Genomic DNA, 23,989 nt, shown 5'->3' with positions numbered 1-23,989 from the left:
TGCTGAATTTTTTGTGCAATTGGCTAGGCTTTTGTATAATTATAAAGAAAATAATAACGAACCACGAAGCCAAGACTCTGGAATTGATGATGGAAGGAATAATTGCTGGTCATCATTCATTATTAGTGTCTTACATTTGAGTTCTGCAGATGCAGGGCAAACAGATCTTGTCTGGGTGTCTTGATTGGTCAAGGCCCTACACATTCTATTATGGGAGTTGAATTCATGACAAAGTTAGATGAAACATTATCCATGCTTAAAGAATTAACAGATGCAAAAGGGATTCCAGGAAATGAACGTGAACCTCGTGAAGTAATGAAAAAATACATAAGTGAATATGCAGATGAAGTGACAACGGATGGCCTTGGTAGCTTAATCGCAAAGAAAACCGGTAAAGAGGGCGGCCCCAAAATTATGGTTGCCGGCCATCTAGATGAAGTAGGTTTTATGATTACAAGCATTGATGATAAAGGCTTTTTGCGTTTCCAAACAGTTGGTGGCTGGTGGTCTCAAGTCATGCTTGCTCAACGTTTGACGATTGTGACGAGCAAAGGTGATGTCACGGGGGTTATCGGATCAAAACCGCCTCATATCCTTCCTGCTGAAGCGCGAAAAAAGCCTGTCGACATAAAAGACATGTTCATTGATATTGGCGCCTCAAGTCGTGAGGAAGCGCATGAATGGGGAGTAAAGCCTGGAGACATGGTTGTCCCTTATTTCGAGTTTACAGTAATGAATAATGAAAAAATGCTGCTCGCTAAAGCTTGGGATAATCGCATTGGCTGCGCAATTGCCATTAACGTACTTAAAGAGCTGCAGAATACGGAGCATCCAAACGTAGTATACGGTGTTGGAACGGTTCAGGAAGAAATCGGACTGCGTGGTGCAAAAACATCTGCACAAATGATTCAGCCAGATATCGGGTTTGGTGTGGATGTAGGAATTCCGGGAGACACGCCAGGAGTGACTGAAAAAGAAGCGCTAAATAAGTTAGGAGAGGGACCGCAAATCATCTTGTATGATGCCTCAATGGTCTCTCATAAGGGGCTGCGTGATTTAGTAACCGATACTGCCGATGAATTAAACATTCCATATCAGTTTGACTCCTCCCCAGGCGGGGGCACAGACTCTGGTTCCATTCATTTAACACATAAAGGAGTTCCTGCGCTTTCCATTACGATTGCAACACGCTATATTCATTCACATGCAGGTATTCTTCACCGTGATGATTTTGAAAACGCAGTAAAACTGATTACAGAAGTGATCAAACGTCTTGATGCAGAGACCGTTGAAAAACTTACATTTGAATAAAAATAGAGAGACCCGGGAAACCGGGTTTTTTTAAAAGAAAGAGAAAAGCGGCCGAAGCCGCTTTTTCATCTTTCCTATTGAAGTCCAGTTTCTAATGTTTGCAACATCTCTTGTTTGTCCTCTTCACTGGCGTTGTTCCAGATTACTTCAAATAAAACGCCAAGACCAGGCAGCATTTTTTCTTCGCCATTTTGGATCGCATCTACGATTGTATCTTTTAATTCGTCTTGTGAGTTACCAGCAACATTGTGCAGAATGGCATTGCGTAAATTAAGATTCATGTTACATACACACCCTTCATAATTTCAATTCAATTATATGATTTCTATTTTTGGATTTATTATGTATTTGTTTTAAGATATAATTAAAAAATTGATGCGGTTTTCACCGTTCTAATTAATAATATTAAGGGAGCGAAAGTGTTGAAGCATATTCACTCTGCAAAAAACCCACAAGTGAAGCAATGGAAAAAGCTGTCAAATAAAAAAGAACGAGATTTAACAGGCAGCTTCTTAATTGAAGGGTTTCATTTAGTCGAAGAAGCACTTAGGGAAAATAGAATAGAAGAAATCATAATTAGTGAAACGAAAGATATACCTCCATCATGGGATTATGGAGAAACTTCAGTGACAATTGTTACTGATGAGGTTATTTCTCAGCTGACGGAAACAGAAGCGCCTCAGGGGATTATTGCTGTTTGTAATCAGCTTGAAGCAGCGGTCGTCACTGCTGAAAAGAAAAAATACTTGCTGATCGATGCGGTTCAGGATCCAGGCAATTTAGGAACGATGATAAGAACAGCTGATGCCGCAGGTGTAGATGCGATCATCGTTGGGACAGGCAGTGTTGATATTTATAACTCGAAAGTACTCAGGTCAGCCCAAGGCAGCCATTTTCACTTGCCGATTATCCGCGGGGACTTAAAGGAATGGATTGGACGTCTGAAGGAAGCTGATGTCCCCGTATACGGCACATCATTAGACAGGGCTCAAGCCTTCACTGCTTATAAACCTTCAGAGGCATTTGCACTAATGATGGGCAATGAGGGCAACGGTGTCAGCAAGGATTTGCTGGCAATGACAACGGCTAATCTTTATATTCCTCTCTATGGGAAAAGTGAGTCATTAAATGTTGGAATTGCAGCTGGCATTTTGCTCTATTATTTGCGAAAATAATAATTGAGCATAAAAATTGTTAAAACCGTTTGAAACTAGGGCGGGAATAGACTATAATAAACAGCAAATTATATTTTAAAACCAATGATGGAGACAAGTAGGGTGCACGGAGCTTTAAGGGAGAAAATGCCTAGACTGAAAGCATTTTTAAGTGACTGCATTTCGAATATTTCAACTCCTGAGTTGACATCGGGACCATTGAAACGGCTACATATTTCAATGTAAAGATGTACCGGCTTGTCGCCGTTATCCGAATGAAGCGAATACAAAAAGCATATGTCTATGCTTATGTATTAAAAAGGGTGGTACCGCGAATCCAAAACCTCGTCCCTTTCATAGGAGAGGTTTTTTATTTTGCAAAAAAATTGATTTAAAGGAGGCAATACAGATGCAAGAACGTTTAAAGGAATTGCAAACAGAAGCACTGGAAAAGATTGCTCAGGCTGCTGACTTAAAAGAGCTAAATGATATTCGTGTGTCTTACTTAGGGAAAAAAGGGCCAATCACTGAGGTTTTAAAAGGAATGGGAAAATTAACAGCTGAAGAGCGTCCTAAAATGGGGGCTTTGGCGAATGAAGTCCGCGATGCGATCTCCTCAGGGATTGAGGAAAAGCATAAGCAGCTAGAAGCCGCAGCAGTTGAAGCGAAGCTTGCTGGTGAAACGATTGATGTGACATTGCCAGGCCGTCCTATGAAAACAGGACATCGTCACCCGCTTACAAATGTGATTGAAGAGATTGAGGACTTGTTTATCGGCATGGGCTATACAGTAGAAGAGGGTCCTGAGGTAGAAAAGGATTATTATAACTTCGAAGCATTAAACCTGCCGAAGGGTCATCCTGCACGTGATATGCAAGATTCTTTCTATATCACTGAAGAGTTCCTGCTTCGCACGCATACTTCACCAGTTCAAGCTAGAACGATGGAAAAGCATAAAGGGAAAGGTCCTGTTAAAATTATTTGCCCAGGGAAAGTTTACCGCCGTGATAATGATGATGCGACCCATTCACACCAATTTATGCAAATTGAAGGGCTTGTGATTGACGAGAATATTCGCATGACTGATCTAAAAGGAACGCTTCAAGTCTTCGCGAAAAAGATGTTTGGTGAAGATAGAGAAATTCGTCTGCGTCCAAGTTTTTTCCCGTTCACTGAACCATCCGTAGAAATGGATATCTCTTGTAAAATCTGTTCAGGAAAAGGATGCAGTGTATGTAAAAAAACAGGCTGGATAGAAATTTTAGGTGCAGGAATGGTGCATCCGAATGTACTTGAAATGGCTGGGTTCGATTCAAAAAAATATACAGGCTTTGCTTTCGGAATGGGACCGGAAAGAATTGCGATGCTGAAATATGGCGTCGATGATATCCGTCACTTCTATACGAACGATGTGAGATTTTTACAACAATTTTCTATACATGAATGATAATGGAAAAGGAGGAAACTTACGATGTATGTTTCATATAAATGGCTGCAAGATTATGTAGACTTAACAGGCGTATCACCTGATGAGCTAGCGGAAAAGATTACGAAGAGCGGGATTGAAGTAGAAGGTGTGGAAACACTTAACGAGGGCATTAGCGGTGTGGTTGTAGGCTATGTGCTTGAGAGAGAAAAGCATCCTGATGCGGATAAATTAAATAAATGCCAAGTAGACATTGGCGCCGGTGAGCCAGTTCAAATCATCTGCGGGGCACCGAATGTAGACAAAGGCCAAAAAGTGGCAGTCGCAACAGTAGGCGCTGTTTTACCAGGTAATTTCAAAATAAAAAAAGCAAAGCTCCGTGGAGAAGTCTCCAATGGGATGATTTGTTCACTTCAAGAGCTGGGCTTTGAAAGCAAGCTAGTGGCGAAGGAATACAGCGAAGGCATTTATGTATTCCCGGAAGATACTGAAATTGGAACTAATGCATTAGATCAATTATTCCGTGACGACCAAGTACTTGAGCTTGGCCTAACTCCTAACCGTGCGGATTGCCAAAGCATGCTGGGAGTGGCCTATGAGGTCGGTGCGATTTTAGGAAGAGAAGTAAAGCTTCCTCAGACTGAAGTGAAAACGGGTACTGAAAAAGCAGCTGATTATATTAAAGTAACAGTTGATGCGAAAGAGGATAATCCTCTTTATGTGGCAAAAGTCATAAAAAATGTAACGATTAAACCATCGCCATTATGGATGCAAGCGAGATTGACTGCAGCTGGCATTCGTCCACATAATAACGTCGTTGATATTACAAACTATATCTTGATTGAATATGGTCAGCCGCTTCATGCATTCGATTACGATCGTTTAGGTTCAAAGGAGATTGTCGTACGCAGAGCTGCAGATGGCGAAGAAATGCTTACTTTAGATAATGCAAAAAGAAAATTAACTGCTGATCACTTAGTGATTACCAATGGTCAAGTGCCGGTGGCTTTGGCTGGTGTGATGGGTGGAGCAAACTCTGAAGTCCAAGCCAATACAACCACAGTCCTGTTGGAATCTGCTTACTTTACTGGTGGAACAATTCGCAAATCTTCAAAGGATCATGGCTTGAGAAGCGAAGCAAGCTCTCGTTACGAAAAAGGTGTTGACCCTCATCGTGCAAGGCCAGCAGCTGAGAGAGCCGCGCAGCTCCTAGCTGAGTATGCGGGCGGGGAAGTTTTAGAAGGATCAGTTGAAGCAGATCACTTATCAGTTGAACCAGCTGTGGTTTCCGTTGATATTAATAAAATTAACCGCCTCTTGGGAACTGAGCTTTCAGTCCAGCAGGCTGCTGATATACTGAATCGTCTTCAGTTTAGTACATCTGTTGATGGCGGAGAATTGACAGTGACTGTCCCTACTCGTCGCGGAGATATTACGATTGAGGAAGATTTAATTGAAGAAGTAGGCAGACTTTATGGCTATGACAACCTGGCTACTACTTTGCCTATAGGTTCTTCCACTCCTGGCCATCTGTCAGATTATCAAAAGAAGCGCAGAATGGTTCGCGGATTTTTAGAAGGTGCAGGCCTTTATCAGGCTGTGACATACTCATTGACGAGTGAAGAAAAGTCGCTTCAATTTGCAATGGAGGCGAGAACGCCGATCAAGTTAGCCATGCCTATGAGTGAAGAACGCAGTATACTGCGATTAAGCATCATTCCGCATCTTCTTGAAGTATTGAAATACAATGCAGCAAGACAAAATGACAGCTTAGCAATATATGAAACGGGTTCTGTCTTCTTATCAACTGATGAGGGTGACCTGCCGGAAGAAAAGGAACATTTATCAGCGGCAGTGACTGGATTATGGGAAACACACCCATGGCAAGGCGAGAAGAAGCCAGTGGATTTCTTCGTATTAAAAGGAATCTTAGAAGGATTATTTAGCAAACTTGGGATCCTAGATAGCATTGAGTTCCGTAAGCTAGAAAAAGAAGGCATGCATCCAGGTCGTACAGCTGAAGTTCTGCTTGCTGGCATCTCTATCGGTTTTGTAGGTCAAATTCATCCTAAAGTAGAGAAGGAATTAGATTTAAAAGAAACTTATGTTTTCGAGCTTTCCTTAAAGGCAATTTTGGCAGAGGAAGTCGCACCTTTAAAATATGAAGCGATCCCGCGCTATCCATCCATTACACGTGATATTGCTCTTGTTGTTGACAAAACAACGACAGCAGGTGAATTATCTACAATTATTAAGGATGCTGGCGGCAAACTATTAAAAGATGTGAATGTATTTGATTTATATGAAGGCGACCGCATGGAGCCAGGCAAAAAATCAATCGCTTTCTCATTAAAATACTTTGATCCAGAACGTACTTTAACAGATGAAGATATCGTTAAGGCGCATGATAAAGTGTTAGACGCAGTAAAAGAAAAAGCCGGAGCGGTATTACGAGGATAATATAGAAGAAAAAGCTGAAACTTCATTCTGTTGATACAGAAGGAAGTTTCAGCTTTTGTTTTTGTTTTTGCAAGTTAATAGATGAATATTGTGAATAGCTTGTAGTGATTCTTCGGCTTTACTAACAGTGCCATGATTTCTTACCGCAAATATTTTTTCTGGTAAAGCTTTGTTGCCTTCTCTGTATTTGCGAAATGTAATTTCACAAATGATGGGAGTGTTTCTTTTCCTTTTTCATGAATGAGACGTGCCGCGCATTCATCTACTTTTGGACCGGCTCCCTTGGTTAAATGGAAGCCTGCTTTTTTGCTTAAGTCTGCAAACCGGAGAACGAAGGCATAACGTGCAAGAATTGAAGCTGCAGCGACAGCCAAATGAACAGATTCTCCCTTTGTGCTGAAATAAACATTCTCCCTTTGAACATTCGGCTGGCTTTTTAAGTAGTTGTAATACACGCCTTCTTGTGCAAATTGATCAATTAAGATTGCATCAGGTTTTTCTGGGGAAATCTTGTTTAGCACGCTGCCGATTGCTTGATTATGAAGATATGCCTTTATTTTTCCTTGGGACATGCCGGATTGCTGCAATTGATTGTATTTGTCATTATGCAAGGTTAACAGGCTATAGGAAATGATATCTTTTATTTGCTTGGCGATGTTCATGATTTTTTCATCATTTAAATTTTTTGAATCCTGTACACCGAGTTCTTTTAATAACGGGATTTGTTCTTTTTTTACATAGGCAGCAACGACTGTCACAGGCCCAAAGAAATCCCCGGTGCCTACTTCATCAGAACCGATGACTGATAATGAAGCAAAGTTTTCCGGCAGATGGCCGCCTATCACTTTTTTCTCTTTAGTGGCTTGTTTAATCGCAGGCAGCTCTCCCCATTTCTTGGCCTCGGTCTCACTTCCTCCCCCTTGAAAAAGAACTTTCCCAGATTTATAGGCAGTGATGGAACAGGCAGGCGTTTTTGCAGAAAATACACTCCCTGGCGGCTGCTTTTCAGATAAAAATGACTTATAATGTTTTTTCATTTGATTGATTTCTTCTATCTTTTTGATTAAAACTACGTTGCTCATGTGAAAACCTCCTTTAATATTCATGCGTTTTACACGATCTGTTCTTTTTTGACAAGCTTTGACTTCCCACGCAAAAATGTTCATGTTATGATAATGTTTAGGATTCTTCAGAATGGGGGCTTACATGTTGTCAAATACGCAAAAAAAACGCACAAGGGTTGATATATATGGACAGCCGTATACAATCGTCGGCACAGAAAGCTCGAGTCATATTCGTCTTGTAGCTTCTATGGTTGATGAAACCATGCGAGAAATCAGCTCAAAGAATCCTTCACTCGATATCAATAAATTAGCAGTGCTCACCGCTGTGAATGCAATGAATGATTATATAAAATTAAAAGACCGTTTAGAACGGCTTGAAAATGAATTAAATAGAGCAAAGGACTGACATAACCATGCTGGATCTCGCCATCATCATCATCTTAATTTTTGGATTTTTCATGGGATTGAGAAGAGGGTTTATCCTTCAACTCATCCATTTTGTAGGGTTCATCGTAGCATTTATTGCTGCAAGAATGTACTATGAAACACTTGCTCCAAAGCTGACACTATGGATACCATATCCCAACTTTGGCAGCGATTCGAATTTGCAAATATTCGGGAGTACAAATCTTGAAGACGCATACTATCGTGCAATTGCTTTTGCCATTATATTTTTTGCTGTGAAAATATTACTTCAGATCATTGGAAGTATGCTTGATTTCGTTGCCAGCCTACCAATTTTAAAGCAATTGAATGTTTGGGCAGGCGGAATTTTAGGATTTATAGAAGTCTATCTTATCATGTTTATCATATTATACATAGCTGCATTATTACCAATCACAATATTACAAAATGCGTTAAATACATCATTCATGGCCAATCTCTTAATTGAAAATACGCCGATTTTTTCGCAAATGATTAAGGATTTATGGATAGATTATATGGCAGCTTAACTTCTCTTACGGAGAAGTTTTCTTTTTTAATATGATGTATAATCGAAGTGACAAAGAATGCAACGTTTCCACTTGAATGCAGTGGGAAAGAATAAAAGGATATTAAACTGAAAAACCAGGAGCAGATGTCAAATGAGTGTAAATAAAAAGGATGTAATAAAACTACTTGAGACAATCGCTATCTATATGGAATTAAAAGGAGAAAATCCATTTAAAACAGCAGCCTTTAGAAAAGCGGCAGGAGCGCTTGAGGCAAACGACCAAACCTTATCTGAGATTACCGATTTCACTAAACTTCCGGGCATCGGGAAAGGAACGGCAGCGGTAATAGAGGAATACATGCTTGAAGAAAGATCATCTGTGCTGCAGGAATTAAAGGATGAGGTGCCTTCAGGCTTAATTCCGCTGCTTCAGCTTCCGGGGCTCGGCGGTAAAAAAATCGCCAAACTATATAAAGAGCTCGGAGTAAAGAGTGCAGAAGATCTTGAAGAAGCATGCCGAAGTCATAAAGTACAAGCCCTTGCCGGATTTGGAAAGAAAACAGAAGAAAAGATTATGGCAGCTTTAGATAATGTTGGGGCGAGGCCGGACCGGCTACCGCTCGCATTTATGCTTCCAATTGCAGGAACGATAGAATCCCAGCTAGAAAATATGGTTCATATTACTAGGTTTTCAAGAGCGGGGAGCTTAAGAAGAATGCGAGAAACAATCAAGGATCTTGATTTCATTATCTCCACGGAAAATCCTCATTCAGTTAAAGAGCAATTGCTCCATTTAACTGGTATAAAGGAAGTCATCGCAGCAGGAGACACGAAAGTCTCTGTTGTGCTCGAATATGAATTTGATGTATCAGTCGACTTTCGATTGGTCACACCTGCAGAATTTGCGACTACCCTTCATCATTTTACGGGTTCAAAAGATCATAATGTAAGAATGAGACAGTTAGCTAAGGATCGTGGTGAAAAAATTAGTGAATACGGTGTCGAGAATAATGAAACAGGTGAAATAAGAACCTTCGAAACAGAACAGGATTTCTATGAATACTTTGGCTTGCCCGCTTTTCCACCGGAAATTAGAGAAGATGGCAAAGAGGTAGACAACTATTCAATAGATACTGCTTTGATTTCATTAAACGATATCAGGGGCGACCTTCATATGCACACGACTTGGAGTGATGGCGCCAATTCTATTGAAGAAATGGTTGAGGCCTGCCGTGCCAAAGGGTATAAATATATGGCTATTACAGACCACTCGCAATATTTAAAGGTTGCTAACGGTTTGACAGCTGAGAGATTACTTAAGCAAAAGGGCATCATTAAAGCTCTGAATGAACAATATGAAGATATTACAATCCTTTCAGGAGTGGAGATGGATATACTTCCTGATGGCACCTTAGATTACGATGACGAAGTTTTAGAACAGATGGATCTTGTCATTGCTTCTATTCATTCCGCGTTTTCACAATCGAAAGAAAAGATTATGGATAGACTTTCAGCTGCATTGAGAAATGCAAATGTCGATATCATTGCCCATCCGACTGGCAGACTGATTGGTAGACGGGAAGGCTATGAAGTGGATATGGAAATGCTTATTGAGCTGGCAAAAGCGACAAATACAGCATTGGAATTGAACGCCAATCCAAACAGGTTAGATTTAGCAGCTGAACCTCTGCGCATGGCACACGAAGCTGGTGTAAAAGTTGTAATCAATACAGACGCGCATATCATCAATACATTAGATCATATGGAAATCGGTGTTTCTGCTGCCAAAAAAGGTTGGGTACCGAAAGCTGCAGTTCTTAATGCAATGGAAATAGACGAATTGCTCGAGTTTTTGCATAAACGTCAAAGTAAATAGCTGTTTTAGCTGAAAAAAGGGGGCTTCCTCATGCAAGAACGAGTTTTAAGGGTATTAGAATTTAATAAAGTGAAGGAACAAATGCTCGAACATGTTTCATCCGTTTTAGGAAAAAAGAAAGCCGAAAACTTGTATCCTTCAACAGATTTTGCTGAAGTGACAAAGCTTCAGGAAGAGACAGATGAAGCGGTGCAGGTTTTGCGAATAAAAGGAAATGTTCCTCTTGGCGGCATATTCGATATCGTTCCTCATGTAAAAAGAGCAGTAATTGGAGGCGTGCTGAGCCCTTTAGAGCTCATGCAAGTAGCCAGTACAGTCCATGCCAGCAGGCAAATCAAGCGTTTTATTGAGGATTACACCGATGAAGAAAATGAATTACCCATTCTAACTGGTTATGCTGAGGATATTACCGTGTTGGCAGACCTCGAAACATCTATTCGCAATGCAATTGATGAGAATGGAGAAGTTCTTGATAGTGCCAGTGATGCTTTAAGATCACTTAGAACCCAGCTACGTACAAGGGAAGGACGCATAAGAGAGCGCCTAGAGAGTATGATCCGTTCTTCCAATGCACAAAAGATGCTTTCCGATGCGATTATCACGATCCGTAATGACCGCTTTGTTCTTCCTGTGAAACAGGAGTACAGAGGACATTATGGCGGGATTATTCATGATCAAAGCTCATCAGGACAGACCTTATTCATTGAACCTCAATCAATTGTTCAGCTAAATAATGAATTGCAGGGGATACGGGTGAAGGAACAGCAGGAAATTGAAAAAATCCTGATTGACCTTTCATTGCAGACGGGCGATTATAAAGAGGAATTGCAAATAATTGTCGCTATATTAACAGAAATAGACTTTATGTTTGCTAAAGCCCGATATAGCCGAAGAATAAAAGGTTCTAAGCCTAATGTGAATAATGAAGGCAGAGTAACATTATTTAAAGCGCGGCATCCGCTCATTTCAGCAGATGAGGTTGTTGCCAATGATATTGCATTGGGAAAAGATTATTCAACAATTGTTATTACGGGTCCGAATACAGGCGGTAAGACCGTCACGCTAAAAACGTTGGGCCTTTCTACTTTGATGGCACAAGCAGGCTTGCAAATACCTGCATTGGACGGCTCGGAAATAGCTGTTTTTGATGCGGTTTATGCAGATATAGGTGACGAACAGTCAATTGAACAATCTTTAAGTACCTTCTCTTCTCACATGGTTAACATTGTAGATATTTTAAATCATGTGGACTTTAACAGCCTCGTTCTTTTCGATGAGCTTGGAGCAGGGACAGACCCGCAGGAGGGTGCAGCGCTTGCGATATCAATTCTCGATGAAGTGTATAAGAGAGGCGCGAGAGTAATAGCTACAACCCATTACCCTGAATTGAAAGCATATGGTTATAATAGAGAAGGCGTTGTTAATGCAAGCGTAGAGTTTGATATTGAAACCCTAAGCCCAACTTATAAACTTTTGATAGGCGTACCTGGCAGAAGTAACGCGTTTGAGATTTCTAAACGTCTTGGTTTAGGCGATAATGTCATCCAAACAGCAAGGTCATATATTAGTGCGGACAGCAATCAAGTTGAGAATATGATCGCTTCCTTGGAAGACAGCAAGAAGCAGGCAGAGGCTGAGCGTGATGAAGCAAGGGATTTATTAAAAAATGCAGAAACTCTTCATCAAGATATGCAAAAGCAGGTAACGGAGTTTAATGAAGAAAAAGACGCACTTCGTGACAAGGCAGCAGTTGAAGCGGGAGCAATCATTGAAAAAGCTCAAGCTGAAGCGGAGGAAATCATCCGTGATCTGAGAAAAATGCGCATCGAAAAACATGCAGAAGTGAAAGAGCATGAACTGATAGAAGCGAAGAAAAGATTGTCCGATGCTGTCCCAGAAACGAATCGCTCTACAAAAAAGGCGAAGAAGCAAGATGGACAACAAACCTTCCAGCCTGGCGATGAAGTGAAAGTACTAACCTTCGGGCAAAAAGGCCAGCTCCTTGAGAAAGTTTCTAATAAAGAGTGGCAGGTTCAAATTGGCATACTGAAAATGAAAGTAAATGTAAAAGATCTGGAGTTTATCAAGACACCGAAACAGGTAGAGACAAGGCCAATGGCAACAGTAAAGGGCAGAGATTATCATGTTGGACTCGAGTTGGACTTGCGTGGTGAAAGGTACGAAAATGCCTTGATGCGTGTGGAGAAATATCTCGATGATGCACTCTTAGCTGCTTATCCGCGGGTATCCATCATCCACGGCAAAGGGACGGGAGCACTGAGACAAGGAGTCCAGGAATATTTACGCAACCACCGTGCAGTGAAAAAGATCCGTTTCGGTGAAGCTGGAGAAGGCGGCACCGGGGTAACGGTAGTCGAGTTTAAATAATGATGGGGAGATAATCCGATGGAACAATTTTGGGAAAATGAATTTATACAAACAGCTGCTTATTATAGTGTTGTTATCCTCTGTATCATTGTATTTTTAGCTATTTTTGAGCTCGTGACAAAGTATAATAACTGGGAAGAAATAAAAAAGAGAAATGTAGCTGTTGCTATGGCAACAGGAGGTAAAATTTTTGGTATTGCCAATGTTTTCCGACACTCCATTATGCATAATGATAATTTATTTGTCATGATTTCTTGGGGGGTTTTTGGTTTTTTCCTCTTGCTCATAGCCTATTTCGTTTTTGAATTCATGACTCCTAAATTTAAAGTGGATGATGAACTTCAAAACAATAATATGGCGGTTGGACTCATATCAATGATTCTTTCCATTGGACTTTCATATATCATCGGCGCGAGCATTTCATAAGGGGAGACTGGAAATATGGAGAAGTTAGCGAAGATTTTAATTGCCCTATGCGGCCTATTCGTCTTATGTGGCATGGTTTATTTATTTTTTATTGCATAAGCTTTTTAAAACAATCGTCAGGTAACTGACGATTGTTTTTATTTTCACGGGAAATTTATAACCTTTAATTGATTCGGATAGACAATCGGTACTGTCTAACATTTTGCTGTTCTTCACTAAATTGAGTTAAGCTTCCAGGTACTTATAACCTGCTCCCTTTGACCAATCCATTCCCATTTTTGATCCTTATCCTACGGGGATAAAGTTAGCTGCTGCTTCAGCATGCCAATATATTAAGAAGTCATTTGACGGTCAAGTTCCTGGCCCTGCATGCGAATGGAAGCACAAACTCCATATGTGATTTATGCTTGTCACACCAGCGTTTCACTCCCCGCCTTTCAGCGTGTTCGGCTGCAGTGTCAAGCCTCGTTGTCTAAAGCCATACATGAATTGAAGGTAAAGTTCGACTTTCTCTTCACCAACTTCATATGCGTCTTAAGCTTGTCGGGGCTGAGCGATGCCCTCCGTCTTTTGAATTATTTCGTTTGTCATGCTTACAAGTGTATATTATAATGAAAATGAACAATTTAAAATGTTCTAAAAATAATTGCGTGGGAGGATCTCATATGTCCGAAGAAAAACCATGGCTCAAGCTCTACCCGAAAGAAATCCCCTCTGAATTATCCTATCCGGAGCAAACAGTACAGGAATATTTAGTAAAAGCAGCTACTGAATTTCCTGAAAAAAAAGCGATCCATTTTATGGGGAAGGAATTTACGTATCGGTTTGTTTATGATTCCGCGCTTAAGGTGGCTTCGTATTTACAGGGTATAGGTATTGGGAAAGGCGATCGCGTAGCTATTATGCTGCCGAATACCCCTCAGTCAGTCATCAGCTACTATGGTATTTTATTTGCAGGAGGAGTAGTTGTTCAAACTAATCCGCTTTACATGGAAAGAGAATTGGAATATCAGATGAAGGATTCTGGAGCGAAAGCTATTATTGCAATGGATATTCTATTTCCAAGAGTGAGTAAAATCATGCCTCAGACAGATTTACAGCATATAATTGTAACCGCTATCAAGGATTTTCTTCCATTCCCTAAGAATCTGATTTATCCATTCATCCAAAAGAAACAATATGGCATCACTGTGAATGTGAAGCATGAAGGTCATCATCATTTATTAACGGAAATATTGAAACGTCCAACTGGGGAGATAAAAGAGTATGAATTTAACTTTGATGAAGACTTAGCTCTGCTTCAATATACAGGAGGAACAACAGGCTTTCCAAAAGGAGTAATGCTAACACACCGTAACCTCGTTTCCAACGCCGCAATGTGCAATGCATGGCTTTACAAGACGAAGCGCGGTGAGGAAGTCATTCTAGGTGTTTTACCATTTTTCCATGTGTATGGAATGACGACTGTAATCATATTAACCGTAATGGAGGCTAACAAAATGGTTCTGCTGCCTAAATTCGATGCAGAAACCACGTTAAAAACGATTCAAAAGCAGCGTCCAACCCTGTTTCCAGGCGCACCAACCATTTATATTGGGCTTTTAAATCATCCAAAAATTAACGATTATGATCTATCCTCAATTGACTCATGTATCAGCGGATCATCAGCACTTCCGGTTGAAGTTCAGCAAAAGTTTGAAGAAGTAACCGGGGGCAAATTAGTTGAAGGGTATGGATTAACAGAGACATCTCCTGTTACACATGCTAACTTTTTATGGGATGAACCGAGGATAAAAGGAAGCATCGGGCTGCCTTGGCCTAATACGGATGCAGCGATTATGTCCACTGAAACAGGAGAGTTTCTGCCGCCAGGTGAGGTCGGTGAAATTTGTGTGAAAGGTCCTCAGGTAATGAAGGGTTATTGGAATCGTCCAGAGGATACGGCACAAACTTTAAAGGATGGCTGGCTATTAACTGGTGATCTTGGTCATATGGATGAGAAAGGCTATTTTTACGTAGTTGATAGGAAAAAGGACATGATTATTGCTGGTGGTTTTAACATTTATCCTAGAGAGATAGAAGAAGTATTATATGAACACGAAGCAGTGCAGGAAGTGGTGGCTGCTGGAATTCCAGACCCTTATAGAGGAGAAACAGTAAAGGCATATGTCGTTCTCAAAGATGGTGCCAAGGTCACTGAGGAAGAATTAAATAAATATACTAGAAAGCACCTCGCTGCGTATAAAGTGCCGAGAATTTATGAATTCCGGGCGGAACTGCCAAAAACAGCAGTCGGGAAAATATTACGCAGAAAGCTAGTCGAAGAAGACATGAAAAAGCTTGAAGAGGAGTCAACGGAAGCAGTTAAATAACTTGAGTCCGATGCAGTCGGCTCTTTATTTTTGAAAGATTAAGCTTGTCTTATCCTATAAATCGAGAGATAATATAAATAAACTGAAAATAGAAAAATAATCGAATTTAAAATCTTGACAGAATATCAATATAATAATATTATAAATTTATGAATGATGATTCATTCATTTTATGGAAACAATTGAATCTGGAATGGAGAAGCTTGAAGTACTTCAAGCTTGCTCCATTCCGTTATATTATTTTTGCATTGTGGAAAGGCGCTTGAGGGGGAGAAGAAAGATTGAAAAAGAACAAACCAAAGTATAGGCAAATCATTGATGCTGCAGTAATAGTCATTGCCGAGAACGGCTATCACCAAGCTCAAGTATCAAAAATTGCAAAGCAGGCCGGTGTAGCTGACGGCACCATTTATTTGTATTTTAAAAACAAAGAAGACATCTTAATCTCTCTCTTTCAAGATAAAATGGGACATTTTGTTGAAATAATTGAAGGAAAAATAGCAGGAAAAGAAAATGCTGCAGAGAAATTATTAATGATGGTCGAAACACATTTTAGGATTCTTTCTGATGATGAGCATCTTGCGATCGTAACACAGTTGGAATTGCGGCAGTCCAATAAGGAGCTGCGCCATAAAATCAATACCATTTTAAAAGGGTATTTAGGACTTGTCGATAAAATTCTGATAGACGGTAAGAAGAGCGGAGAATTCTCCAGCAGCTTAGATGTCAGAATGGCTAGGCAAATGATTTTTGGCACAATGGATGAAACGGCAACTACCTGGGTCATGAATGATCAGAAATATGACTTGCCTGCATTAGCAGGAACCGTTCATCAGTTGTTGATCAATGGGTGTAAAAGCAATTAATTCTTCAGATTGGTTTGATTTTAATAAGGAGGTTTGGTCAATGGAATATTTAAAATTTTCCTCTGCAGATTATGTAGCAACGATTTCTATCAGCCGCCCGCCAGCGAATGCGCTGTCTTCGGGTCTAATCAAAGAACTGGGCATCGTACTGGATGAAATAGAAGGTGATGATCAAGTACGAGCCGTGATCATCCACGGTGAAGGTCGCTTCTTCTCAGCAGGTGCAGACATTAAAGAATTCACTTCGATTGAATCAGGAGATGGATTTACGAATCTATCAGAGAATGGACAAGTCCTATTCGAGAGAATGGAAACCTTCTCAAAGCCAATTATTGCAGCGATTCATGGGGCGTCATTAGGCGGAGGGCTCGAGCTTGCTATGAGCTGTCACATTAGACTTGTTGCCGAAAACGCAAAGCTTGGTTTACCGGAGCTTCAGTTAGGTCTCATTCCTGGATTTGCTGGAACACAGCGATTACCAAGGTATGTTGGGGCTGCGAAGGCAGCTGAAATGCTATTTACAAGTGAACCAATCACTGGTCTTGAAGCTGTTCAGTTTGGTCTGGCAAACAACGCATTTCCTGAAGAAGTATTAATGGATACAGCGTATGTAATGGCAAAGAAAATTGCCAAGAAAAGCCCTGTTTCTATTAAAGCAACAATAGAATTGTTGAATTATAGCAAATCAGAGAAATACTATGAAGGTGTAAAAAAAGAAGCTGAGCTTTTCGGTGATGTTTTTGTATCGAATGATGCGAAAGAGGGGATTTCTGCTTTTATAGAAAAAAGATCACCTGTATTCACGGGTAAATAATAGTAAATTGATTGATAGTAAATGTTTTCATTACCATTTAATCTTACAATCTATTATAATAGTTAATATGAAATTAAAAAAATTCAAATTGTTCTAACTTTTGTGTGCGATTTGAATCCGGCTTCACCTTTATGAATACGGATGGATTGGCGATGTGGGTATATGAGCAACCGCTCAGAACCTGCAGCTGTCTATAGTTAATTTTCATAATTTTTTGAAGCTAAAAAATGTTTTTATACTTAGGAGGGAATTTATGAACATCTATGTATTAATGAAAAGAACATTTGATACTGAGGAAAAAATCACAATATCTGGCGGAAAAATCAACGAAGACGGTGCTGAATTTATTATCAACCCATATGATGAATATGCGATTGAGGAAGCCATTCAGGTTCGCGATGCTAATGGCGGCGAAGTAACAGTTGTTTCCGTAGGTACTGAAGAGTCAGAAAAGCAACTTCGTACTGCACTTGCAATGGGTGCTGATAAAGCAGTCCTTATCAATACAGAAGATGATGTTGAAAATGGCGATCAATTTACGACTTCAAAAATTCTTGCAGAGTTCTTAAAGGATAAAGATGCGGATCTTATCATCGGAGGGAATGTAGCGATCGATGGCGGTTCTGGTCAGGTAGCTCCACGTGTAGCTGAGCTTTTGGATATTCCTTATATCACTACAATTACAAAGCTTGATATCGATGGAACGAATGCTACAATTGTGCGTGATGTTGAAGGGGATTCAGAAGTAATCGAAGCTTCTCTTCCGCTTTTAGTTACTGCACAACAAGGTTTAAATGAGCCTCGTTACCCTTCTTTACCAGGAATCATGAAAGCGAAGAAAAAGCCTTTAGATGAATTAGAATTAGATGATCTAGATTTAGACGAAGATGATGTAGAAGCAAAAACAAAAACAATCGAAATTTACTTACCACCTAAAAAAGAAGCAGGAAAAGTTCTTGAGGGAGAATTGGGAGATCAAGTAAAAGAGCTTGTTAGCCTTCTTCATAATGAAGCGAAAGTAGTCTGATCTTGAAATTTTAAGAATAAATACGCTGGGGGTAGAACATAATGGCTAGAAAACTATTAGTATTAGGTGAAGTCCGTGAAGGATCACTACGTAATGTAACTTTTGAAGCAGTAGCAGCAGCTAAAACTGCAGCAAATGGCGGAGAAGTTGTCGGAGTTTTATTCGGAGAATCTGTAAGCGCTTTAGGAGCTGAATTTGTTCAGTATGGTGCTGACCGAGTTGTAACTGTTGAAAATGAAAAATTAAAACAATATACATCTGATGGCTATGCTCAAGCTTTATTAGCTGTCATTGATCAAGAAAGTCCAGAAGGAATTATTTTCGGTCACACTGCATTAGGAAAAGACCTTGCGCCTAGAATCGCTGCAAAACTGCAATCAGGTCTTATTTCGGATGTGACAGGATTAGAAGAAGAAGGCGAAAACTTAGTATTTACACGCCCAATCTACTCTGGTAAAGCATTTGAAAAGAAGATCGTAATTGATGGCTTAATCTTCGCGACTATTCGCCCTAACAACATCGCTCCTTTGGAGAAGGACGAAGCAAAAACGGGTGATGTAAGCTCTTTATCAGTAGATATTAAAGACTTGCGCCAAATCATTAAAGAAGTTGTTCGCAAAGCAACTGAAGGCGTTGATTTATCTGAAGCAAAAGTCATTGTTGCAGGTGGCCGTGGCGTGAAAAGTGAAGAGGGATTTGAACCGTTAAAAGAATTGTCGGATGTTCTTGGCGGAGCTATTGGAGCATCCCGCGGAGCATGTGATGCAGATTATTGCGATTACTCCTTGCAAATTGGCCAAACGGGTAAGGTTGTAACACCTGACTTATATATCGCTTGTGGTATCTCTGGTGCGATTCAACATTTAGCTGGTATGTCTAACTCTAAAGTAATTGTTGCAATCAATAAAGATCCAGAAGCGAATATCTTTAAGGTAGCTGACTATGGAATTGTTGGCGATTTGTTTGAAGTTTTACCAATGCTTACAGCTGAATTCAAGCAGTTATTGGTTAATGCATAAGTAATAAGGCTATTAAGTCATATGATTAGCGGGCAGTTTTCTAACTGCCCGCTATTTTTTGTTCACCCTCAGGTTCGTATTGTTTGATTCTAAACGATTGGTGAAAGGCAGGTGAAATTACTCCTTCCCTTCATCAATCGTTAATACTAGTTGTACCCTGAATAAGACAGCCTTCGCTTTGCGAATGAATCAGCTTTAAAATGGGGATATTAAATCGAGCAAAATATTAGCATCCTTGATAAAACGATGATATACTTTCGATAAGCTTACGAGTTAAATTTTAGGAGGAAATAATAATATGGCTATCACACATGCAACAGATCAAAACTTTTCAACTGAAACTGGATCAGGACTAGTTCTTGCAGATTTTTGGGCTCCATGGTGCGGACCTTGTAAAATGATTGGTCCAGTTTTGGAAGAGCTTGACGGAGAAATGGGCGATAAAGTAAAAATCGTAAAACTCGACGTAGATGACAACCAAGAAACTGCTGGCAAATATGGCGTAATGAGCATCCCAACTTTAATCGTCTTAAAAGATGGAGAAGTTGTAGATAAAGTTGTTGGCTTCCAACCTAAAGAAGCATTAGTTGAACTTCTTTCAAAACATGCTTAATGGAACACAACTAAAAGACCCCGGCTTCTATTAAAGAAGGCCGGGGTCTTTTGCCATAGCATTAGTGTTCCCTCTGTGCTGTATGCAATGGTGTGTACCGTATTTTACAATGGATGTGAGTAACCAATGAATGAATCTATAAAAAATAAATTGCAGCTTTTGCCTGCACAACCCGGATGTTATTTAATGAAGGACAGGCAAGGCACCATTATCTATGTAGGCAAGGCAAAAATATTAAGAAATCGAGTAAAATCTTACTTTACAGGCTCACATGATGGAAAAACCCTCAGGCTTGTCAATGAGATTGTGGATTTTGAATATATCGTCACTTCCTCTAATATGGAAGCACTTCTTTTGGAATTAAACTTAATTAAGAAACATGACCCAAAATATAATGTCATGTTAAAGGATGATAAAAGCTATCCATTTATTAAGCTGACACATGAAAGGCATCCCCGACTTATAACAACTAGAAAGGTAAAGAAGGATAAAGGCAAATATTTTGGTCCTTATCCTAATGTACAATCAGCAAACGAAACGAAAAAATTGCTAGATCGCCTTTACCCTCTGAGAAAATGCTCCACTCTTCCTGATCGGGTTTGTTTGTATTATCATATTGGACAATGTCTAGCCCCTTGCATTCAACATATTGATGAAGCAGAGTATAAGCGAATGACTGATGAAATCACAAGGTTCTTAAACGGCGGTTATAAAGAGATAAAGAAAGAATTAACGGGTAAAATGACGGCTGCTGCAGAGGAACTTGATTTTGAAAGAGCGAAGGATTTGCGTGATAAGATTGTCCACATTGAAACAACCATGGAAAAACAAAAAATTACAATGACCGATTTCACAGATCGCGATGTTTTTGGATATGCCTACGATAAAGGCTGGATGTGTGTGCAGGTTTTCTTTATAAGACAAGGAAAGCTGATTGAAAGAGATGTTTCATTGTTTCCGATTTATAATGAACCAGATGAGGAAATCCTCACTTATCTAGGGCAATTTTATCAAAAGGCCAACCATTTTAAACCAAAAGAAATTCTTCTTCCCGATTCAGTCAATATAGAAATGGCTGAAAAGCTTCTGGATGTGAAGATCATTGTCCCCCAGCGCGGTCAAAAGAAAGAGCTGGTGAAACTGGCTTATAAAAATGCAAAAATTGCGCTCCAAGAGAAATTTTCTCTCATAGATCGAGATGAAGATCGGACAATTAAAGCGGTTGAAAATCTGGGAGATCAACTTGGTATTTATACGCCCCACCGGATTGAAGCATTTGATAATTCAAATATTCAAGGGACTGACCCTGTTTCAGCCATGATTGTATTTATCGATGGGAAACCCGAAAAACGGGAATATCGTAAATATAAAATTAAGTCAGTTAAAGGGCCAGACGATTATGAATCGATGAGAGAAGTAGTACGAAGAAGATATGCAAGAGTATTGAAGGAAGGCCTTCCCCTGCCGGATTTAATTATTATTGATGGTGGTAAAGGCCATGTAGAAACCGTGCGTGATGTTTTGGAAAATGAACTGAATCTGGATATTCCTATTTCAGGCCTAGTGAAAGATGAAAAACATAGAACTTCACAACTCTTATATGGCAATCCTTTATCAATTATACCGCTGGCCCGCAATAGCCAGGAATTTTATTTATTGCAAAGAATTCAAGATGAAGTGCATCGATTCGCAATTACCTTTCATCGCCAAGTGCGTGGAAAAAGCGCTTTTCAATCGATGCTAGATGATATCCCCGGTGTAGGTGAAAGACGAAAAAAGCAGTTGCTTAAGGAATTTGGGTCGGTTAAGAAAATGAAGGAGGCCGATGTTGAGCAATTTAAGGAGCTGGGGATTCCGCAAAAGATTGCAGAAGAGATAAAGAAAAAGCTTGAAGAATAGCATTGTCAGAAAATAAGCAATATGCTATACTTGTGTCAACTTTATATCAAATCACTTTTAACAATTAAAGTGAAGGTAGAGGTGCGAATTTCATCAGTAAAAGCTTTGAGGAGTATGAGCTTCAATGAAAAGCTTTGAAAGGGAAAGATCGCCGAAGTGGGGAAAATCTCATCATTTTCTTTGCTGGTTTTGCACTGAATAAGTGCAGGATTGTCAAGACAAGCTGTCTTGGAGGGCTATCTCACTGTGTGTACGTATTTCTTTTGATACGTTTGACAGCACAGCAATGGGATGGAATCTCATTGCTTTTTTTCATGCCCAAATCATGATGGGGAAGTGCTCTGTGTACATACAGGCGGCAGGAAAAGCTAAAACAAATGTGGAGAAAGAAGGGGAAAAAGTGGCTTTAATCGTTCAAAAGTTTGGCGGTACATCTGTTGGTTCAATTGAAAATATTCAAAACGTGGCCAATCGGGTGATCGAAGAAAAAAAACATGGGAATAACGTGGTAGTTGTTGTCTCAGCAATGGGGAAAACGACAGATAAGCTAGTAGGTATGGCAAGGGAGCTATCTTCCAATCCAAGTCGCAGAGAAATGGATATGCTTTTATCAACGGGGGAACAAGTAACCATTTCATTATTAACGATTGCTCTAAATGCAAAGGGATATGATGCGACCTCATTCACAGGCTGGCAGGCAGGAATTAAAACAGAACCGATTCATGGAAATGCAAGAATCACAGATATCGATACTTCAATCGTTGCGGCTGAGCTTGAAAAAGAAAAAATTGTCATTGTAGCAGGGTTTCAAGGATTAGCTGAAGGAGGAGTCATTACTACACTCGGCAGAGGAGGTTCCGATACAACGGCAGTAGCCCTTGCAGCAGCTTTAAAGGCTGATAAATGTGATATATATACTGATGTAACTGGTGTTTTTACTACGGATCCACGGTATGTGGACAACGCGAGAAAGCTGAGTGCCATCTCATATGATGAGATGTTGGAGCTGGCAAACTTAGGAGCAGGCGTGCTTCACCCAAGAGCAGTGGAGTTTGCAAAAAACTATGGTGTGTCCCTAGAAGTGCGATCAAGTATGGAAAAAGAATCGGGAACAGTCATCGAGGAGGATGTAGAGATGGAGCAAAATCTAGTTGTACGTGGCGTGGCATTTGAAGATGAAATTATAAGGGTGACCATAATAGGACTGTCCAATTCTCTAACTGGATTATCCTCTATCTTTTCTCTATTGGCAAAGAATCAAATCAATGTGGATATTATTATTCAAAGCATAACTGAGGGACAGCCTGCTAGTCTTTCATTCTCAATTAAAAACGAGGATTTGACAGATACAATTAAAATATTAGAAAAAAATCGTGAAGCACTGGAATACGACCGGATTGAATGGGAATCTGAATTAGCGAAGATTTCAATTGTTGGTTCTGGAATGATTTCTAATCCTGGCGTTGCAGCAGAGATGTTTAATGTCCTTGCTTTAAATGACATTGTCGTCAAAATGGTTAGTACATCAGAAATTAAGGTTTCTGCTGTAATTGATCAAGAAAAAATGCTGGAAGCAGCAAAGATTCTTCATGAAGCATTCCAATTGTCAGGGAATTTAGTAAGTCATAAGCATTCTCTTTGAAACCAAACAAAAAGCTTTCTGTTTTGAAAGCTTTTTGTTTGGGCCCATGATTATACAATTGCATCTTTTTTATCCCATTTTACTGTGAATAAAACCTTGCCGCCTTTTTTGCGAGGATGCTCGAAGGCTTCACAAACAACATCTTTTTTCTGTTCTATTTGCTGGGCAATAAAGCCGGCTTCAAGCTGAAAAGTTGCTTGAGCATTTTTTTTGCATCTTTCTGTAATCATTGAGCTTGTTAATTCAAACTCAATTTCTTTTTGGTTTTCACTTAATTTGCTTAAGTTTCCCCAACCGGCCTGTTGGAAGAATTCTCCTAGTGCTTCAGAGGATGTAATGGGATATTTACGGGCAAGTCTTTTTCCTGCCCAATACAATATGTCAGATGTATCTTTTCCTAAAAGGTCGGTTAAAAGCTCTTCGCGAATTAATTCATAGCCAAAAGAAGGCACTGTATCTGCTGTAATTTCTGTTAAATCTTCCGAAGATGGCATTGTAGTCATGTCTCCCCTCTTTCTATGAGTCTATTATATACAATTTACTTGTAATTTACTCATTCGTACAGTAAAAAGGGTAAGAATATTTTTGAGAAGGGTTATTGCTATTTTGATATATTGGGAGAACAATAAAATTCTGGAAAAAAAGACAGAAAGACAGGATTTGTCTGATATCTATATATTTAAAAAATTTTCGTAATA

General features: G+C 39.8%; 21 protein-coding genes and 1 riboswitch. Of the genes, 18 read left to right on the top strand and 3 right to left on the bottom strand.

The window, feature by feature from the left end; translation table 11 throughout:
- Window positions 1-225 precede the first annotated feature (225 nt).
- Window positions 226-1,311 carry a M42 family metallopeptidase gene (locus J2S17_RS09420; protein WP_307474135.1) on the top strand — a complete coding sequence of 362 codons (1,086 nt, stop codon included), beginning with the start codon at window positions 226-228 and terminating at the stop codon, window positions 1,309-1,311.
- A 74-nt stretch (window positions 1,312-1,385) separates the two neighbouring features.
- Here the strand turns inward: J2S17_RS09420 and sspI are convergent, their stop codons facing one another.
- Window positions 1,386-1,592, bottom strand: a complete 207-nt coding sequence (gene sspI / locus J2S17_RS09415; protein ID WP_307474133.1) for a small acid-soluble spore protein SspI — start codon at window positions 1,590-1,592, stop codon at window positions 1,386-1,388.
- 141 nt (window positions 1,593-1,733) lie between these two features.
- Here sspI and J2S17_RS09410 point away from each other — a divergent pair, with 141 nt between their 5' ends.
- The 3 genes from J2S17_RS09410 to pheT all read left to right on the top strand — a co-directional run bounded on the left by J2S17_RS09410 (window position 1,734) and on the right by pheT (window position 6,351).
- Complete coding sequence (locus J2S17_RS09410) at window positions 1,734-2,486, top strand: TrmH family RNA methyltransferase (RefSeq protein ID WP_307474131.1); 753 nt, start codon at window positions 1,734-1,736, stop codon at window positions 2,484-2,486.
- A 388-nt stretch (window positions 2,487-2,874) separates the two neighbouring features.
- A complete protein-coding gene (gene pheS / locus J2S17_RS09405; protein ID WP_307474129.1) occupies window positions 2,875-3,912 on the top strand; it encodes a phenylalanine--tRNA ligase subunit alpha in 1,038 nt (345 codons plus the stop codon).
- A 24-nt stretch (window positions 3,913-3,936) separates the two neighbouring features.
- Window positions 3,937-6,351, top strand: a complete 2,415-nt coding sequence (gene pheT / locus J2S17_RS09400) for a phenylalanine--tRNA ligase subunit beta (RefSeq protein WP_307474127.1) — start codon at window positions 3,937-3,939, stop codon at window positions 6,349-6,351.
- A 140-nt stretch (window positions 6,352-6,491) separates the two neighbouring features.
- On the opposite strand, the gene rnhC is transcribed toward pheT, so the two are convergent.
- On the bottom strand, window positions 6,492-7,433 hold the full coding sequence (rnhC, locus tag J2S17_RS09395; protein ID WP_307474125.1) for a ribonuclease HIII: 942 nt from the start codon (window positions 7,431-7,433) through the stop codon (window positions 6,492-6,494).
- 127 nt (window positions 7,434-7,560) lie between these two features.
- Between rnhC and zapA the strand changes: the two genes are divergently transcribed.
- The 14 genes from zapA (at window position 7,561) to J2S17_RS09325 (ending at window position 23,291) form a co-directional block, all read left to right on the top strand.
- Entirely contained in the window at window positions 7,561-7,821 is a 261-nt protein-coding gene (zapA, locus tag J2S17_RS09390) for a cell division protein ZapA (RefSeq protein ID WP_307474123.1), read from the top strand.
- Window positions 7,822-7,828: 7 nt separating this feature from the next.
- Window positions 7,829-8,368 carry a CvpA family protein gene (locus tag J2S17_RS09385; protein ID WP_307474121.1) on the top strand — a complete coding sequence of 180 codons (540 nt, stop codon included), beginning with the start codon at window positions 7,829-7,831 and terminating at the stop codon, window positions 8,366-8,368.
- A 132-nt stretch (window positions 8,369-8,500) separates the two neighbouring features.
- Window positions 8,501-10,225: a DNA polymerase/3'-5' exonuclease PolX gene (gene polX, locus J2S17_RS09380; protein ID WP_307474120.1), complete on the top strand. Its 1,725-nt coding sequence runs from the start codon at window positions 8,501-8,503 to the stop codon at window positions 10,223-10,225.
- A gap of 30 nt (window positions 10,226-10,255) precedes the next feature.
- Entirely contained in the window at window positions 10,256-12,613 is a 2,358-nt protein-coding gene (locus tag J2S17_RS09375; protein WP_307474118.1) for an endonuclease MutS2, read from the top strand.
- Window positions 12,614-12,631: 18 nt separating this feature from the next.
- Window positions 12,632-13,039 carry a DUF350 domain-containing protein gene (locus J2S17_RS09370; protein ID WP_307474116.1) on the top strand — a complete coding sequence of 136 codons (408 nt, stop codon included), beginning with the start codon at window positions 12,632-12,634 and terminating at the stop codon, window positions 13,037-13,039.
- Window positions 13,040-13,704: 665 nt separating this feature from the next.
- Entirely contained in the window at window positions 13,705-15,411 is a 1,707-nt protein-coding gene (locus tag J2S17_RS09365; protein WP_307474115.1) for a long-chain-fatty-acid--CoA ligase, read from the top strand.
- A 172-nt stretch (window positions 15,412-15,583) separates the two neighbouring features.
- Window positions 15,584-15,718 (top strand): hypothetical protein, encoded by a 135-nt coding sequence (locus J2S17_RS09360; protein WP_307474113.1) that lies wholly within the window; start codon window positions 15,584-15,586, stop codon window positions 15,716-15,718.
- Complete coding sequence (gene fadR, locus J2S17_RS09355; protein ID WP_307474110.1) at window positions 15,693-16,277, top strand: fatty acid metabolism transcriptional regulator FadR; 585 nt, start codon at window positions 15,693-15,695, stop codon at window positions 16,275-16,277. The genes J2S17_RS09360 and fadR overlap by 26 nt, the downstream gene beginning before the upstream one ends.
- A gap of 40 nt (window positions 16,278-16,317) precedes the next feature.
- Complete coding sequence (locus tag J2S17_RS09350) at window positions 16,318-17,091, top strand: enoyl-CoA hydratase (protein ID WP_307474109.1); 774 nt, start codon at window positions 16,318-16,320, stop codon at window positions 17,089-17,091.
- Between the two features lie 253 nt (window positions 17,092-17,344).
- The gene (locus tag J2S17_RS09345; protein ID WP_307474107.1) at window positions 17,345-18,118 is read left to right on the top strand and encodes an electron transfer flavoprotein subunit beta/FixA family protein; all 774 of its coding nucleotides are present in this window, start codon (window positions 17,345-17,347) and stop codon (window positions 18,116-18,118) included.
- A 41-nt stretch (window positions 18,119-18,159) separates the two neighbouring features.
- A complete protein-coding gene (locus J2S17_RS09340) occupies window positions 18,160-19,137 on the top strand; it encodes an electron transfer flavoprotein subunit alpha/FixB family protein (RefSeq protein ID WP_307474104.1) in 978 nt (325 codons plus the stop codon).
- A 298-nt stretch (window positions 19,138-19,435) separates the two neighbouring features.
- Window positions 19,436-19,750, top strand: a complete 315-nt coding sequence (trxA, locus tag J2S17_RS09335) for a thioredoxin (RefSeq protein ID WP_307474102.1) — start codon at window positions 19,436-19,438, stop codon at window positions 19,748-19,750.
- A gap of 126 nt (window positions 19,751-19,876) precedes the next feature.
- Window positions 19,877-21,649 carry an excinuclease ABC subunit UvrC gene (gene uvrC / locus J2S17_RS09330; protein ID WP_307474101.1) on the top strand — a complete coding sequence of 591 codons (1,773 nt, stop codon included), beginning with the start codon at window positions 19,877-19,879 and terminating at the stop codon, window positions 21,647-21,649.
- Between the two features lie 68 nt (window positions 21,650-21,717).
- Window positions 21,718-21,896, top strand: a riboswitch (Lysine riboswitch).
- Window positions 21,897-22,049: 153 nt separating this feature from the next.
- The gene (locus tag J2S17_RS09325; RefSeq protein WP_307474232.1) at window positions 22,050-23,291 is read left to right on the top strand and encodes an aspartate kinase; all 1,242 of its coding nucleotides are present in this window, start codon (window positions 22,050-22,052) and stop codon (window positions 23,289-23,291) included.
- A gap of 50 nt (window positions 23,292-23,341) precedes the next feature.
- Here the strand turns inward: J2S17_RS09325 and J2S17_RS09320 are convergent, their stop codons facing one another.
- On the bottom strand, window positions 23,342-23,794 hold the full coding sequence (locus J2S17_RS09320) for a YslB family protein (RefSeq protein WP_307474099.1): 453 nt from the start codon (window positions 23,792-23,794) through the stop codon (window positions 23,342-23,344).
- Window positions 23,795-23,989 lie beyond the last annotated feature (195 nt).

Origin of the sequence: Cytobacillus purgationiresistens (assembly GCF_030813235.1) — a bacterium.
GTDB lineage: Bacteria > Bacillota > Bacilli > Bacillales > Cytobacillaceae > Cytobacillus > Cytobacillus purgationiresistens.
The sequence above is the reverse complement of the archived record's forward strand: the minus strand, read 5'-3'. Positions and strand labels throughout refer to the sequence as shown.

Excerpts from the sequence above, each read along its gene's own strand:
- J2S17_RS09420 (WP_307474135.1), top strand. The coding sequence starts at position 226 with ATGACAAAGTTAGATGAAACATTATCCATGCTTAAAGAATTAACAGAT.
- sspI (WP_307474133.1), bottom strand. The coding sequence starts at position 1,592 with ATGAATCTTAATTTACGCAATGCCATTCTGCACAATGTTGCTGGTAAC.
- pheS (WP_307474129.1), top strand. The coding sequence starts at position 2,875 with ATGCAAGAACGTTTAAAGGAATTGCAAACAGAAGCACTGGAAAAGATT.
- pheT (WP_307474127.1), top strand. The coding sequence starts at position 3,937 with ATGTATGTTTCATATAAATGGCTGCAAGATTATGTAGACTTAACAGGC.
- rnhC (WP_307474125.1), bottom strand. The coding sequence starts at position 7,433 with ATGAGCAACGTAGTTTTAATCAAAAAGATAGAAGAAATCAATCAAATG.
- J2S17_RS09385 (WP_307474121.1), top strand. The coding sequence starts at position 7,829 with ATGCTGGATCTCGCCATCATCATCATCTTAATTTTTGGATTTTTCATG.
- polX (WP_307474120.1), top strand. The coding sequence starts at position 8,501 with ATGAGTGTAAATAAAAAGGATGTAATAAAACTACTTGAGACAATCGCT.
- J2S17_RS09375 (WP_307474118.1), top strand. The coding sequence starts at position 10,256 with ATGCAAGAACGAGTTTTAAGGGTATTAGAATTTAATAAAGTGAAGGAA.
- J2S17_RS09370 (WP_307474116.1), top strand. The coding sequence starts at position 12,632 with ATGGAACAATTTTGGGAAAATGAATTTATACAAACAGCTGCTTATTAT.
- J2S17_RS09365 (WP_307474115.1), top strand. The coding sequence starts at position 13,705 with ATGTCCGAAGAAAAACCATGGCTCAAGCTCTACCCGAAAGAAATCCCC.
- J2S17_RS09360 (WP_307474113.1), top strand. The coding sequence starts at position 15,584 with ATGGAAACAATTGAATCTGGAATGGAGAAGCTTGAAGTACTTCAAGCT.
- J2S17_RS09350 (WP_307474109.1), top strand. The coding sequence starts at position 16,318 with ATGGAATATTTAAAATTTTCCTCTGCAGATTATGTAGCAACGATTTCT.
- J2S17_RS09345 (WP_307474107.1), top strand. The coding sequence starts at position 17,345 with ATGAACATCTATGTATTAATGAAAAGAACATTTGATACTGAGGAAAAA.
- J2S17_RS09340 (WP_307474104.1), top strand. The coding sequence starts at position 18,160 with ATGGCTAGAAAACTATTAGTATTAGGTGAAGTCCGTGAAGGATCACTA.
- trxA (WP_307474102.1), top strand. The coding sequence starts at position 19,436 with ATGGCTATCACACATGCAACAGATCAAAACTTTTCAACTGAAACTGGA.
- uvrC (WP_307474101.1), top strand. The coding sequence starts at position 19,877 with ATGAATGAATCTATAAAAAATAAATTGCAGCTTTTGCCTGCACAACCC.
- J2S17_RS09320 (WP_307474099.1), bottom strand. The coding sequence starts at position 23,794 with ATGACTACAATGCCATCTTCGGAAGATTTAACAGAAATTACAGCAGAT.